The sequence below is a fragment of the Endozoicomonas sp. ALB115 genome, assembly GCF_049310245.1.
Taxonomy (GTDB): domain Bacteria; phylum Pseudomonadota; class Gammaproteobacteria; order Pseudomonadales; family Endozoicomonadaceae; genus Endozoicomonas.
Window position 1 is genome coordinate 64,386 of record NZ_JBLYZG010000022.1, and the last position, 13,933, is coordinate 78,318.

Sequence of the window (13,933 nt, forward strand, 5' to 3'; positions counted from 1 at the left end):
GCTGCAAAAGAATGATGACAATGAATAAAAACCACTCATTTTCAGGCTTCATTCCTGACTTAATAGTCAGTAATAACAACCATATCTTTGATTTATTTTTTCTCAGGAATTAAACGGAGTCCCCACCAATGTCCACTGAAACCCTGCAACTCAATGATACGCTCTATCAATATATTTATAACGTTGGTCTGCGTGAGCACCCGGCATTAAAAGAGCTCAGAGAATTGACCAGCCACCATCCCTACCGAATGATGCAAATCTCTGCCGAACAAGGGCAGCTTATGGCCATGCTGGCAAAACTATCCAATGCCCGCAGAACCATAGAAATTGGTGTTTTCACCGGTTACAGTGCGCTCTCTGTTGCCCTGGCACTGCCCGATGATGGGGAGCTGATTGCCTGTGATATCAGCAGTGAGTATACCGACATAGCCAAACCCTTCTGGGAAAAAGCCGGTGTCTCTGAGCGGATCAAACTTCACCTGGCTCCGGCGTCTGAAACCCTGGATCAACTGATCAGGAACGGTGAACTGAATCAGTTTGATATGGCCTTTATTGATGCGGATAAAACGGGGTATGACGTTTATTACGAACAATGCCTGCAGCTTATTCGCCCTGGTGGGCTGATTCTTATCGATAACGTGCTGTGGAGCGGGAGAGTAGCAGATGCAGAAGCAAGTGATGAAGACACTGCAGCACTGAAAGCATTAAACCGGAAAATTCACGACGATGATCGTGTGGATATGATGATACTGCCTGTTTCCGATGGGCTTACCATTGCCATCAAGCGTTAAATAGCTAACCATATGAAATCATCCCACTTTCACCACCAAAATAACGTAATCATTTGATTTTGAAGCATATATTCTATTCGAATATATGGTTGGCACGATTTTTAATCGTTTAAAATCAAAATGTTACCAAGGGGTGGTGAAGGTCGGAATCATATATTTCTGACTCCATATGGCCAGCTACTTAAGAATAATGAGCACAGAGAGTTACTCGTTCCCACACCGCAGAGGCTGTCGCGAAAGTCTTTTTAATCTGTCTTTTGCGACAACCTCTCCAGCCTGGGAACGAGACAATTTTTAATTGGGGTTCTTTTCCGTTTTCATTGACTCCTCATAACTTGGAGGTGGTTCATCAAAAGTCTGTGTACCCGGAGGGCTTAACCAATACTCTAAAGAACCATACGCAGGAGGAGCTGACGGCATTGAAAAATAGCCATCTCCCTCAGGATCAGCAGGAGGAGATGATGGTGTTGGGAAATAGCCATATTCTCTCTCAGGATCAGCAGGAGGGGCTGACGGTATTGGAGAATAGCCACAAGCTCCCTCAGGCTCAGCAGGATCATCATGAGGCGGTGCAGGCATATCGTCACAAATTTTTCCTTCAGGCTGCTGTATATTAAGACCGCCTTCTTTCTTTAAAAAATCAACAATCACTGTTTTATTAAGCTCCTCTGCCTGGTCCAGAGGGGTGCATTTGCCATGGCCATTGATAGGCTGCCCTCTATGCAAGAGAAGAAGGATTATCCTACAGGCTGCCTGCTCATCCATCCATCTTGATTGAACTGCAGCATTAATAAGTGCATCGATACCGCTTTTCTGAACAGGTTTGTAATATTTTTTTTTCTTTTCGTTGAGCTTTGGGTCAGTCAGATATTTCACAATATCAAAGTGTCCATGAGAAACCGCTGACCAGATAGGAGCCTCGAAAGATTTTATGCAAACTTTTATTCCTTGACCAACAAAATAATTGAGAACTTCAAGGAATCCGTGCCTGGATGCCATTTGCATCGCTGTAGCAGAGTCTAAACTTAATTTCTTACATAGTGATTTGATGCCTGATTCCTTTTTGGTTTCAATTGCGTTTTGCAATTCAATTAAACAGTCAAACTCTTTTTTCTCACTCACGGACAATAAGCCATATCTCTTAAGGTTACTTCTATTCCTCAAAAGTCTGGCTATGCGTAATTTATTTAACTCCACTGCCCTATTGAGAGGAGTAACCACATCACAACCATCAGGATCTTCTCCCTTACTCAGAAGAAACTCGATCATTCTGCAGGCTGTATCCTCATCCATATTTGATGATAGAACTGCATCGTGGATAAGTCCCTCATTTTCAGTTCCTTCACCAAAGATGAAGAAAGACTTGTCTTTGTCTTTGAGTCCGAGATCAATCAGATATGCCACGATTTCTAATTGTCCATAAGAAACGGCTTTCCAAATATGGGAGGAGGAGCCAACTTTATCAATTTCTTCTCCTTTGTTGATAAAATACTTAAGTACATCAAGGTAGCCATACATGATTGCCATATTCACCCAGTAAGAACTACGATATTCTTTCAACAGTTCTTCTATTATTTTTTGTTTTCTTTTTGGTTCAACACCCCAAAACCCTGTATTCAAATTGACAGCCTCATGAAAACGTTGCAGATTCTTAACTTCTCTGGTGCTTTGTCTTAAAATAAATTCATCATGTAAATCGCTGGGTACCCGAATATGAGGAACATGATGATGATTATTTTCCTCTGGGTTCATGTCGAGGCTATGTTTACTGATACGTTTACCGAAACGTTTACTGTTACGTTCAACGTAACGTTTACTGATACGTTCACCGTAAAGTTCACCGTAACGTTTATCGTACCGTTCACTGTAACGTTCACCGATACTAAGATTATTGACGTATTCTGTAATCTGTATTTTCCGGTATCCTGCGCTTCTGCATTCATTTCGCTCGGAACTGCCGGGGGGATTTGGGCATTCTTTAAAATCAGTGCAGCAACATAGGATGCTAAAAGGTCGACTTGTAGTTTCCATTAAAATTCCTTATCACATTATTAATTAAGGACATCCCTTAACACACTGTTATAAAAGCTTCCCCTTTAGAGTAAAATTTCAGAATTTAGTTCCCATACTGACAACAACTAATCAATCCAGTAATTTTTGGTATTTACCAATAGCACCTTCTCAGGGTAGACATTAAGTCCCAACCACCCCGAAAAGGCTTAATCTTGTACGCCCTGAACAACCACCCCGTGCAGGGTGCTCTCGTTTCGCATTTTTCATAAGAAAATTAAAAAAGCATCTTAATAATTGAGTGACCTTAATTATAAAGCCAACCGCAAAAAGCCAGGCATTAGCATTACTAACCGACTGGTTAGTTATTTGTGGAAAACAAAATGGTTAAATTGCAACGTTTTTTAACAATGACCCCGTTGGTAAAGCTCTATTGAGTTCGTAGCAAAACTTGCACGAGCCATTTTAATACAAATAATTAACACAAGGATTGTCCAATGACTTGCATAGCCGCATCTGAATTTGCGATACCCCTAACTGTGGATTTGACCGATCCGCATGGTAACGATAAACCTGTTACAAAAAGTTCCGAAAACCAGGGGCAACCAATCCACCACAGGGCCATATCGCCGATCAATCATCCTGAGCCCCGGGAGCCCGAGAACCTCAGGTTATTGATGGAACCTCTGCCCGGGCAAACAACTGCATTTCACCAGATGCAGCCGCTTATAGCTGATGAGATTACCATTGATAATCCGGAATTTAAGCGGCCACCCGGAAAAATAAAAAAGCTGGCCCTGGCGATTAAAATCTTTTCTAAAAGCTTTAAAACAATGTCTTGTTTCAATAATCCAGAGACTGACAGGAGTGCACGGGTAGAAAAAATACGTAACCGGGTTTTCACCGGAACCGCTGCAGTGTTAGACATACTGACCGGGGCAATCATCTTAAAAGGGTTTATAGACTTTATGGGTTCTTGTCGTCAACGTGGAGAGTCAGACACTATACTCCTGGATTTTCTTGTTGCGGCTATCGCCATAACCGTAATGTTTGGGACTTTTGGTATTGGCTGGCTGCTCTCTCAGGGAATCTCTCGCCTGGTGACCTCAACCGTGGCAGCGTCGGTGGATACCCGTGAAAAATTAGCCGAGATGACCGGCTTTACATCACCAGAAGAGAGATTTTTAAACAAATATCAAAGAACGCAGGAGTCTCTCACCGTATTGAAAACCAAGCTTATTGATGCTGAGCTGTCCAGTACTTTAAGACATTGTCAATCCAGTGAAGCAGAGCGTGAAGCCAGAGAGCAGGCCAAACTTGATACTCAAGCTTTGAATCCAGGCGCTGCCAAGGATAAATGGTATGATTCTTTACAGCGTTATTACCTGAGAGAGTGGGCTGAGTTCTATCAGTTCAGTAGTGAGGAACTAAAGGAGGAAATCCGTAAAACCGAAGATTGGCTTAACAGGGCAGCAAAACAGAAAGAACGGCTCTGTAATGAACAGGAACTACAAAAACTGAATGCTGTGGTTGCTGACGAAAACCCGGCTCACCGGGCTCCTATGTAATTCGAAGGTAATGGGCAGCGTGTACGGTTGTAGACGTTAGCCTTTTAAAAATCGCTGTGAAGACCGCTTCTCTGGACAGGATGGGCATAGCACCTTTCAGAAGAACCTTAAACATTTCATTCTACAGCCAGGGGTTAGCTATGCTTACCAGCTGGTTAGTGCTTTATTGAATAAAAAATCATTTAATATTTTCAATTGATGAGAAACAGACGGAAATGTTTTATCAATTCCCTGCCAGAATTTGCAGGCGATCTCTAAATACCAGCAATTAAGACAAGGAGTGTCCCATGATTAACACAACTGGTCCGGCGACATTATCGGCATCTGCGAACCCCTCAACTCAAGCAAAAAAAGCGACAGAGCAGCCAAGGGACGATAAAGCTGTCGAGTCCAACAGCCATACAAGGCCAGATCAGTCACTCTCTCACAGGGCAGTCTCTTTAACCGAGCAATCACCAGGACTCAAAGCATCCGAAAAACTTAAGCTAACGGCAACTTCGTCACCAAAACAAACAGCCATTGACCAGATGCATTCACCATTTAAGGCTGATATTACCATTAATGATCCGGAGTTCAGGCAACCACCCGGCAAAATAAAAAAGCTTGCCCTGGCGATTAAAATCTTTTCGAAAAGCTTTAAAACAATGTCTGATTTCAATAATCCAGAGACTGATCGGAGTGCCCGGGTGGAAACCATACGTAGTCGGGTTTTCACCGTGTCCACTAAATTGTTGGACATACTAACCGGGGCAATAATCCTGAAAGGGTTTATAGATTATTTAGGTTCCCATGAGAGTCTTAGATCTTCAGTCAATTTTCTCGGACTGATTATTATTGATCTTATCGCCACAATCGTAATTTTTGGGGCTTTTGGTATTGGCTGGCTGCTCTCCCAGGGAATTTCTCGCCTGTTGACGTCAACCGTGGCAGCATCGGTGGATACCCGTGAAAAATTAGCCGAAATGACCGCCTTTACGTCACCAGAAGAGAGGTTTTTAAAAAAATATCAACGAATGGAGGAGTCTCTGTGCGTACTGCAAACCAAGCTTATTGATGCAAAGCTGGCCAGAACGTTAAGAAATTGTGACAGAGGAAACGCAGAGATTAAGGCCGAAGAGCGCGCCAGAAAGGAGATTGCAAAGTTGAATCCTGGCGCTCATAAAGAGACATGGTTTGAATCTAAACAGCGCGAACACCTGAGAGACTGGTATGAGTTTTACGCGTTCAAAATTGAGGAACTGGAGCAAGAAATCAGTAATACCAAAGATTGGCTTGACCGGGCCGCAAAACAGAAAGCAGTGCTCACTAAAGAACAGCGGGAACTGGAGGAACTGTATGATGACGTTGCTCCACCGATTGTCGGAAAATTGAAGCTGGAACCGCTTAAATTGATTCGTGTTTAATTCCCGGTTAAGTCATGGGCGAGCAGCTTCTTTCCTGCCCTTTGAACTTCTGGCAACACCTGTTTTTCCAGCCCCAAAACGAGAAACCCCGGCCTAAGCCGGGGTTTCTATGGGGTTTGGGAATACATTTTCGTTAGAAAATGTATTACTCCATGATTTTGGCAACAACGCCAGCACCAACAGTACGGCCACCTTCACGGATCGCGAAGCGCAGACCTTCTTCCATCGCTACCGGGTTGATCAGGGTAGCAACGAAGTTGATGTTGTCACCAGGCATGACCATTTCAACGCCTTCGTTCAGTTCTACAGCACCGGTTACGTCAGTAGTACGGAAGTAGAACTGTGGACGGTAGCCCTTGAAGAATGGAGTGTGACGACCGCCTTCTTCTTTGGACAGGATGTACACTTCAGCTTCGAACTTGGTGTGCGGAGTAACAGTACCTGGCTTGATCAGACACTGACCACGCTCAACGTCTTCACGCTTGGTACCACGCAGCAGGGCACCGATGTTCTCGCCTGCACGACCTTCGTCCAGCAGCTTACGGAACATTTCAACACCAGTAACGGTAGTCTTGGTAGTCTCTTTGATACCAATGATTTCTACTTCGTTACCAACGTTGATGATACCACGCTCAACACGGCCAGTTACTACGGTACCACGACCAGCGATGGAGAATACGTCTTCGATAGGCATCAGGAATGGCTGATCGATCGCACGCTCTGGCTCTGGGATGTACTCGTCCAGAGTTTCAACCAGCTTACGTACAGCAGAAGTACCCATTTCGTTGGTGTCTTCGCCGTTCAGGGCCATCAGGGCAGAACCGATGATGATTGGCGTGTCGTCACCCGGGAAGTCGTAGGTGTCCAGAAGTTCACGAACTTCCATCTCGACCAGTTCCAGCAGCTCTTCGTCGTCAACCATGTCGGCTTTGTTCAGGAATACCACGATGTAAGGTACACCTACCTGACGGGACAGCAGGATGTGCTCACGAGTCTGTGGCATGGGGCCATCAGCAGCGGAACATACCAGGATAGCGCCGTCCATCTGGGCAGCACCGGTGATCATGTTCTTAACGTAGTCAGCGTGTCCTGGGCAGTCTACGTGCGCGTAGTGACGGTTGGGAGAGTCGTACTCTACGTGTGCAGTAGAGATGGTGATACCACGCTCACGCTCTTCTGGAGCGTTGTCGATCTGGTCAAACGCACGCATGGTACCGCCCCAGATTTCAGCACATACACGAGTCAGCGCTGCAGTCAGAGTGGTTTTACCGTGGTCAACGTGACCGATGGTGCCGACGTTTACGTGCGGCTTCGAGCGTTCAAATTTTTCCTTAGCCATGTCTCTTAACCTTTAGCTATAGATAGTTCGAGGGTAGCAATATCAAGCAGGGCATTCTAACAGCCATTGTCATCGGAAAGAATTTCTCATGTTAAAAAAACATAAAAAAAAACGGTTATTCCCGGGAAGCCGACGGTCAGAACCCCTTAGTTAATATCAACCCTGGTTTTTGATGACCGCTTCAGCAATGCTGGCGGGCGCTTCGGCATACTCATGGAATTCCATGGAGTATGTTGCACGCCCCTGAGTTGCTGAACGCAGATCGGTAGCGTAGCCGAACATTTCACCCAGCGGCACCTGAGCATTAATCACCTTGCCAGAAGGTGTATCTTCCATCCCCTGAACAATACCGCGACGACGGTTCAGGTCGCCCATAACGTCACCCATGTAGTCTTCTGGTGTTACCACCTCGACCTTCATCATAGGCTCCATCAGGACAGGCTTGGCCTGAGGCGCGTATTTCTTCAGAGCCTGCGAAGCAGCGATTTTAAACGCCATTTCGTTAGAGTCAACATCGTGGAAAGAACCATCGTACAGACGAGCTTTCAGACCCAGCAGCGGGTAGCCGGCGATAACGCCGTTCTTCATCTGTTCTTCGATACCTTTCTGGATAGCCGGGATGTATTCCTTCGGAATCACACCACCCACGATTTCGTTGATGAATTCCAGACCTTCTTCACCGTCGGAAGCAGGCGAGAACTCAACAACAACGTGACCGTACTGACCGCGACCACCAGACTGCTTGGCAAACTTGTGGTTAGCGTCAACAGAGCCTTTCAGCTTCTCACGGTAGGCAACCTGTGGCTTACCAATGTTCGCTTCTACCTTGAACTCGCGACGCATACGGTCAACGATGATGTCCAGGTGCAGCTCACCCATACCGGAGATGATGGTCTGGCCACTCTCTTCGTCAGTGTGTACGCGGAAAGATGGATCTTCCTGGGCCAGTTTGCCCAGAGCGATACCCATTTTTTCCTGGTCAGCCTTGGTTTTGGGCTCAACCGCAACAGAGATTACCGGCTCCGGGAACTCCATACGTTCCAGAGTGATAATGCTGTCCATGGCACACAGAGTGTCACCAGTAGTGACATCTTTCATGCCGATCAGCGCTACGATGTCACCAGCGACGCACTCTTTCAGCTCTTCACGGTTGTTAGCGTGCATCTGTACCATTCGGCCAACACGCTCTTTCTTGTGCTTAACCGGGTTGTATACCGTGTCACCAGAGTTCAGAACACCGGAGTAGTTACGAACGAAGGTCAGAGTACCCACGAACGGGTCGGTGGCAATCTTGAACGCCAGAGCGGAAAAAGGCGCGTTGTCATCCGCTTCACGGGTAGCAACCGTGCCTTCTGCGTCGTCCAGGATACCTTCGATTGCCTTCACTTCTTTTGGCGAAGGCATCAGCTCGATAACGGCGTCCAGAACAGCCTGTACACCCTTGTTCTTGAAGGCAGAGCCGCCAAACACAGGGATGATTTCATTGGCCAGAGTACGGGCACGGATACCGGCCTTGATCTCTTCTTCTGACAGATCACCCTCTTCCAGGTATTTTTCCATCAGTTCTTCAGTGGCTTCAGCAGCAGCTTCGACCATGTACTCACGCATTTCTGCGCACAGCGCTTCCATGTCGGCAGGAATGTCTTCGTAAGTGAAGCTCATACCCTGGTCTTCTTCGCTCCAGATGATGGATTTCATCTTAACGAGGTCAACCACGCCCTTGAACTCGTCTTCGGCACCGATGGTCATCTGCATGGGTACAGCGTTGGCATTCAGACGGTCACGCAGCTGGCTGATCACCATTTCGAAATCAGCACCGGTGCGGTCCATCTTGTTGACGAAGACCATACGGGGAACTTCGTACTTGTCAGCCTGACGCCAGACGGTTTCAGTCTGAGGCTGAACACCGGAAGAACCACACAGTACGACGACAGCACCGTCGAGTACACGCAGGGAACGCTCTACCTCGATGGTAAAGTCAACGTGTCCTGGAGTGTCGATGATATTGATACGGTGCTCGTCAAACTGAGCATCCATACCACGCCAGAAACAGGTAGTAGCAGCAGAGGTAATGGTGATACCACGCTCCTGCTCCTGCTCCATCCAGTCCATGGTGGCAGCGCCATCATGAACTTCACCGATTTTATGGCTCAGACCGGTGTAAAACAAAACACGTTCTGTGGTCGTTGTCTTACCCGCGTCAACATGGGCACAGATACCAATGTTGCGATAGCGGTTGATCGGGGTTTTACGGGCCACGACTCAATCCTCTGATACTTAGAAACGGTAGTGGGAGAATGCCTTGTTGGCTTCAGCCATACGATGCACGTCTTCACGCTTCTTAACGGCAGCACCCTTGCTTTCGGCAGCGTCCAGCAGCTCTCCAGCCAGGCGGAGTTTCATGGACTTTTCACCACGCTTGCGCGCAGCGTCTACCAGCCAGCGCATGGCCAGGGCAGTACGACGGGCAGGGCGAACTTCAACGGGTACCTGGTAAGTGGCACCACCAACACGGCGAGACTTAACCTCTACCATAGGAGCGATGGTTTCCAGAGCTTTTTCGAACAGCTCCAGAGGCTCCTTATTGGTACGCTCCAGAACGATGTCCAGGGCACCATATACGATCTTTTCAGCGACAGATTTCTTACCGCTGACCATCACGTGGTTGATGAATTTAGTGAGTGTTTTGTTGCCAAACTTAGGATCTGGCAGCACGTCGCGCTTAGCGACTACGCGTCTTCTTGGCATTGATAAGCCCTCTACGTCGGTCTTCAGGTAATCCAGGATCAATCAATGACTTTTTCGATACAAAAAAGCAGTGACCTGGCCTTACTCTCATCAACCTGATTACTAAATAAATTTTTACCCGGCTTGACACTAGTCTCTTGCAACTAGTTTCTAGCCCTTAGGTCTCTTGGTACCGTACTTGGAACGGCCCTTCTTACGGTCGTTAACACCCTGGGTATCCAGGCTACCGCGAACGGTGTGGTAACGAACACCTGGCAAGTCCTTTACACGACCGCCACGGATCAGAACAACACTGTGCTCTTGCAGGTTGTGACCTTCACCACCGATGTAGGAAGTCACTTCAAAGCCGTTGGTCAAACGCACACGACATACTTTACGCAGCGCAGAGTTAGGCTTTTTAGGGGTAGTAGTATAAACACGGGTACAAACCCCGCGACGCTGAGGACAGGCCTGCAGCGCAGGCACGTCCGTCTTTCTAACCTTACGCTTCCGGGGCTTGCGCACCAGCTGGTTAATTGTTGCCATTCAGCAAACTCCAATCTCTATTCGAGAACCGTTTCTAAGTGTTGAGTCTGAACCGTCAGAGGAAAGAGCAGTCCAGACTCCTGCTTTAAACAGCAAAAGCCGGCAGAAACCGGCTTATACGACCCGGCCCACGACTAACTCACAAGAAGCGAACCACGGGCAAAATAAAGCGCAGAAATTCTACGGATCGACAAAAGCAACGTCAAGTAGGGGATTCAGCCATATAAAGCGAGAAATATCCCATACTCTGGCACAGAAGCGTGTTTAACAGGGGATTCTTACTGTTTTAAGGAGGGCTAACCAAAGACAGGGAAGATAATTTACGGGCAAAAAAGTTAACGCAGGAAAGCCAGAAAAAACAGATAACCTAATGATTTATATATTCTTTAATAAATACCCCTTATCCGGCAATCACTTCCCCGAACAAGTGATAAGCGCTGCCAGAGCATTACCAGATATGCTAAAGTCGCCACCCCACACACCTTCAAAGTTTAAAACTCAATGAAACGCGAACTGGCAATCGAATTTTCACGGGTCACCGAAGCTGCGGCCCTGGCAGGTTATAAATGGCTGGGACGAGGCGATAAAAATGCCGCTGACGGTGCTGCCGTCGAAGCCATGCGCACCATGTTGAATAAAGTCGATATGCACGGTGAGATTGTGATCGGTGAAGGAGAAATCGACGAAGCACCCATGCTGTATATTGGTGAAAAAGTCGGCACCGGCAATGGTGAAAACATTGATATTGCTGTCGACCCGATTGAAGGCACCCGTATGACGGCCATGGGCCAGAACAACGCCATCGCCGTTCTGGCCGCCGGTGAAAAAGGCTCCTTTTTGAAAGCGCCGGACATGTATATGGAGAAGCTGGTCTGTGGACCGGGTGCCAAAGGCGTGATCGACCTGAATCTGGGACTGCGTGAGAATATCCGGAATGTCGCCCGCGCCCTGCACAAACCCGTCGAGAGTCTGGTGGTCATCACCCTCGCCAAACCACGCCATGATGCCGCCATTGCCATGATGCAGAGCATGGGTGTTCGCGTCTTTGCCATTCCCGACGGGGATGTTGCTGCTTCCATTCTTACCTGCATTCCCGACAGCGAAGTTGACCTGATGTACTGCGTGGGCGGAGCACCGGAAGGCGTAGTTTCTGCAGCCGTTATCCGGGCACTGGGTGGTGATATGCACGGCCGTCTGGTAACCCGTGACAAAGCCAAGGGGGAAACGCCGGAAAACATTGAAGCAGGCCGACTGGAAGCGGAACGCTGCCGGGAAATGGGAGTAGAGCCGGGTAAAGTACTGCGCCTGGATGATATGGCCAGTTCCGATAACGTCGTCTTTTCAGCCACCGGCATTACCAAGGGTGATTTGCTCCAGGGCATTATGCGCACCGGCAATATCGCCACTACCGAAACCCTGGTGGTTCGCGGTAAATCCCGAACCATCCGCCGCATCCAGTCCACACACTATCTGGATCGCAAGGATGATGATATCAAGAACATCATTCTTTAACCCACCAGGAGGTTGTCTGGGAATAGCGCCCGTCTGGTAAACCAATTCAATGGGTTTGATGCGTACAATCTCCGTTCACCCTGAGCGGAGTCGAAGGGTGTTTGGCACGATCTAAGTTTCCGCCCTTCGACAGGCTCAGGACGAACGGAGTGCGAAGGCACCACAACCTGTCAAACTAATTGAAACCATGTACAAGAGCAATCGGGATAGTGCAGAGTCTCACAACTCTGCTCCTCCCACAACACCGGCCATACGGATCACGTAGCACGGCGTTTCAAATCTACTCTGTATTCATCTTGCCGCCAATTCTGGCAGCCCGAGGTTCTTGAAATATCTATTCGGCAATGCTTGAGTTAGTGCCGACTACCACTCAACCGCATAGGTCCATGAGCTGATTTTGCCGTATTCCACGCAAGGAAACGACTTACTCCCAGAAGCCTCAACATTCGGTAGCCTTTGCTGCCCCATTGCTTCAGGATATAACACCGTAATCGTCGTCGAATCCATTTGTCCAAATCTCGCAGAGGACTCAGTATTTCGGCAATGTCGAAATACGCTTTGACCACCACGGACGATGGGAAGCCTGGTTTTGCAGGAGCAAAAACCAGCCCAACCAAGCAGGGATTTTCTAAGCTCTGCAATAATCCGGATGATTGAATGGCCTCTCGTTCGACGGCTCAGTTGTTTAACGGTCGTTTTCAGTGTGGTCAACGCTTTATCACTGACTTTTACTTTTAACACCCGTCGACTGAACGTAAATCCAAGGAATCTGCGCTCCCAAGGTCGGCCTGCTGCGCTTTCCTGGGTATTCACTGTGAGTCGCAGTGATTCTCCAAGATAACGTTGCAGGCTTTTCATCACGCGCTCACCCACTGTTTTGCTTCTGACGAAAATTACGCTGTCATCGGCATAACGAGCAAACCGAAGGTTCCGCTTTTCCAGTTCCCAGTCCAGATTATTCAGCACTATGTTTGAAAGAACAGGCAACAAAGGGCCACCTTGTGGTACACCTTTCACACTGGCTTGCTTTGTTCCATTAATGCAAACACCCGTTTTCAGATAACGGTTGATTAACCGAAGCAGAGTGGCATCCTTATGGTGAGCTTTGAGTTGTGTCATCAATAAATCATGATTGACATTATCAAAGAATGCCTCAAGGTCGCCGCCCACCACCCAGCTGTTTCCGTCTCGTATGACTGATTGTGCGTGACGTATGGCTCGATGTGCATTCCGGTGAGGGCGAAAACCGTAACTGTTGTTATGGAATTTGCTGTCCCACTCTTCCTGCATAATATGGGCAACAGCCTGCTGTATCAGTCGGTCAAGTACGGTAGGAATACCCAGCTTGCGTTTGCGGCCATCCGGTTTTGGGATTTCCACCCGCAGCACGGGCCTGGATTGGCAGGCTCCTTCTGCCAGTTACTGCCGAATCTTTGGCCAGTGTTGTTTCAGGAAGTCTGGAAGTTCATCAACGGTCATGCCATCAATACCTGTGGCTCGTTTATTACGTTGAACCTGTTTCAGTGCACGTACCAGATTATTCCTGTCCAGTACCCGCACCATCAAAGATGAACAAAAGATGCTTTTTTACAGTGAAGAGCGGTTTAATCGGGTCTCCCGTTTCCGGTTCACCCTCTGTTTTATCCCGAGACAACGACAGTTGTTTAACAGATGCCATCCGAAATCACTTCCCCGATGATTACTTTCCAAGATTTGTTCTGGCCTTCAGTGGCCGGAGACCACCTACTATGCCGTCTGCTGATAGGGCTATGGATAGCCCGTATGCCGAAAATGCAGGAGCAATTTTCGGTCTTCTGCACTGCGATCACAGCGGATTGCTCCGTTGTGGGTATTCCGGAGGCATTCGGCCACCCATTCCGGTAACATCCGGCCACTGATTCCGGAAACATTCGGCCACCTATTCCGGTAACATCCGGCCACCCTTTTCCAGCCAGCGACGCAGTCTTTTTCAATAACCGTTACCCTCGTTCTTGAGACCCTTTCAAGGATGACGGGATTGCATCATGAAGAGACTGC

Annotated in this window: 11 protein-coding genes and 1 pseudogene; 4 read left to right on the forward strand and 8 right to left on the reverse strand. The window is 47.8% G+C overall.

Annotated features, from left to right (window positions below; translation table 11 throughout):
- The first annotated feature begins 128 nt into the window (after positions 1-128).
- Positions 129-791, forward strand: a complete 663-nt coding sequence (locus ACO6VE_RS11955) for a class I SAM-dependent methyltransferase (RefSeq protein WP_422461465.1) — start codon at positions 129-131, stop codon at positions 789-791.
- A gap of 294 nt (positions 792-1,085) precedes the next feature.
- Here the strand turns inward: ACO6VE_RS11955 and ACO6VE_RS11960 are convergent, their stop codons facing one another.
- Positions 1,086-2,822: a hypothetical protein gene (locus ACO6VE_RS11960; protein ID WP_422447578.1), complete on the reverse strand. Its 1,737-nt coding sequence runs from the start codon at positions 2,820-2,822 to the stop codon at positions 1,086-1,088.
- A 695-nt stretch (positions 2,823-3,517) separates the two neighbouring features.
- Between ACO6VE_RS11960 and ACO6VE_RS11965 the strand changes: the two genes are divergently transcribed.
- Both ACO6VE_RS11965 and ACO6VE_RS11970 read left to right on the forward strand, forming a co-directional pair.
- Positions 3,518-4,369: a hypothetical protein gene (locus ACO6VE_RS11965; protein ID WP_422447580.1), complete on the forward strand. Its 852-nt coding sequence runs from the start codon at positions 3,518-3,520 to the stop codon at positions 4,367-4,369.
- A 287-nt stretch (positions 4,370-4,656) separates the two neighbouring features.
- Positions 4,657-5,772 (forward strand): hypothetical protein, encoded by a 1,116-nt coding sequence (locus ACO6VE_RS11970; protein WP_422461467.1) that lies wholly within the window; start codon positions 4,657-4,659, stop codon positions 5,770-5,772.
- A 145-nt stretch (positions 5,773-5,917) separates the two neighbouring features.
- Here ACO6VE_RS11970 and tuf read toward each other — a convergent pair whose 3' ends face one another.
- The 4 genes from tuf to rpsL all read right to left on the reverse strand — a co-directional run bounded on the left by tuf (position 5,918) and on the right by rpsL (position 10,384).
- On the reverse strand, positions 5,918-7,111 hold the full coding sequence (tuf, locus tag ACO6VE_RS11975) for an elongation factor Tu (protein ID WP_257294232.1): 1,194 nt from the start codon (positions 7,109-7,111) through the stop codon (positions 5,918-5,920).
- A 156-nt stretch (positions 7,112-7,267) separates the two neighbouring features.
- Positions 7,268-9,370, reverse strand: coding sequence for an elongation factor G (gene fusA / locus ACO6VE_RS11980; RefSeq protein WP_422447584.1), 2,103 nt, complete (start codon positions 9,368-9,370; stop codon positions 7,268-7,270).
- Positions 9,371-9,388: 18 nt separating this feature from the next.
- Entirely contained in the window at positions 9,389-9,859 is a 471-nt protein-coding gene (gene rpsG / locus ACO6VE_RS11985) for a 30S ribosomal protein S7 (protein WP_101748087.1), read from the reverse strand.
- Between the two features lie 150 nt (positions 9,860-10,009).
- The gene (gene rpsL, locus ACO6VE_RS11990; protein ID WP_101748082.1) at positions 10,010-10,384 is read right to left on the reverse strand and encodes a 30S ribosomal protein S12; all 375 of its coding nucleotides are present in this window, start codon (positions 10,382-10,384) and stop codon (positions 10,010-10,012) included.
- 501 nt (positions 10,385-10,885) lie between these two features.
- Here rpsL and glpX point away from each other — a divergent pair.
- Positions 10,886-11,896: a class II fructose-bisphosphatase gene (gene glpX, locus ACO6VE_RS11995; RefSeq protein ID WP_422461469.1), complete on the forward strand. Its 1,011-nt coding sequence runs from the start codon at positions 10,886-10,888 to the stop codon at positions 11,894-11,896.
- Between the two features lie 353 nt (positions 11,897-12,249).
- Here the strand turns inward: glpX and ACO6VE_RS12000 are convergent, their stop codons facing one another.
- From ACO6VE_RS12000 to ACO6VE_RS12010, 3 genes and pseudogenes are all read right to left on the reverse strand, one after another.
- Positions 12,250-12,465: a group II intron maturase-specific domain-containing protein gene (locus ACO6VE_RS12000; protein WP_422447939.1), complete on the reverse strand. Its 216-nt coding sequence runs from the start codon at positions 12,463-12,465 to the stop codon at positions 12,250-12,252.
- Between the two features lie 193 nt (positions 12,466-12,658).
- Positions 12,659-13,285: pseudogene (locus ACO6VE_RS12005) on the reverse strand (reverse transcriptase domain-containing protein); the annotation flags it as partial.
- Positions 13,286-13,433: 148 nt separating this feature from the next.
- On the reverse strand, positions 13,434-13,574 hold the full coding sequence (locus ACO6VE_RS12010; protein WP_422461471.1) for a hypothetical protein: 141 nt from the start codon (positions 13,572-13,574) through the stop codon (positions 13,434-13,436).
- Between the last annotated feature and the right edge of the window lie 359 nt (positions 13,575-13,933).

Excerpts from the sequence above, each read along its gene's own strand:
- ACO6VE_RS11955 (WP_422461465.1), top strand. The coding sequence starts at position 129 with ATGTCCACTGAAACCCTGCAACTCAATGATACGCTCTATCAATATATT.
- ACO6VE_RS11960 (WP_422447578.1), bottom strand. The coding sequence starts at position 2,822 with ATGGAAACTACAAGTCGACCTTTTAGCATCCTATGTTGCTGCACTGAT.
- ACO6VE_RS11965 (WP_422447580.1), top strand. The coding sequence starts at position 3,518 with ATGCAGCCGCTTATAGCTGATGAGATTACCATTGATAATCCGGAATTT.
- ACO6VE_RS11970 (WP_422461467.1), top strand. The coding sequence starts at position 4,657 with ATGATTAACACAACTGGTCCGGCGACATTATCGGCATCTGCGAACCCC.
- tuf (WP_257294232.1), bottom strand. The coding sequence starts at position 7,111 with ATGGCTAAGGAAAAATTTGAACGCTCGAAGCCGCACGTAAACGTCGGC.
- rpsG (WP_101748087.1), bottom strand. The coding sequence starts at position 9,859 with ATGCCAAGAAGACGCGTAGTCGCTAAGCGCGACGTGCTGCCAGATCCT.
- rpsL (WP_101748082.1), bottom strand. The coding sequence starts at position 10,384 with ATGGCAACAATTAACCAGCTGGTGCGCAAGCCCCGGAAGCGTAAGGTT.
- glpX (WP_422461469.1), top strand. The coding sequence starts at position 10,886 with ATGAAACGCGAACTGGCAATCGAATTTTCACGGGTCACCGAAGCTGCG.
- ACO6VE_RS12010 (WP_422461471.1), bottom strand. The coding sequence starts at position 13,574 with ATGGCATCTGTTAAACAACTGTCGTTGTCTCGGGATAAAACAGAGGGT.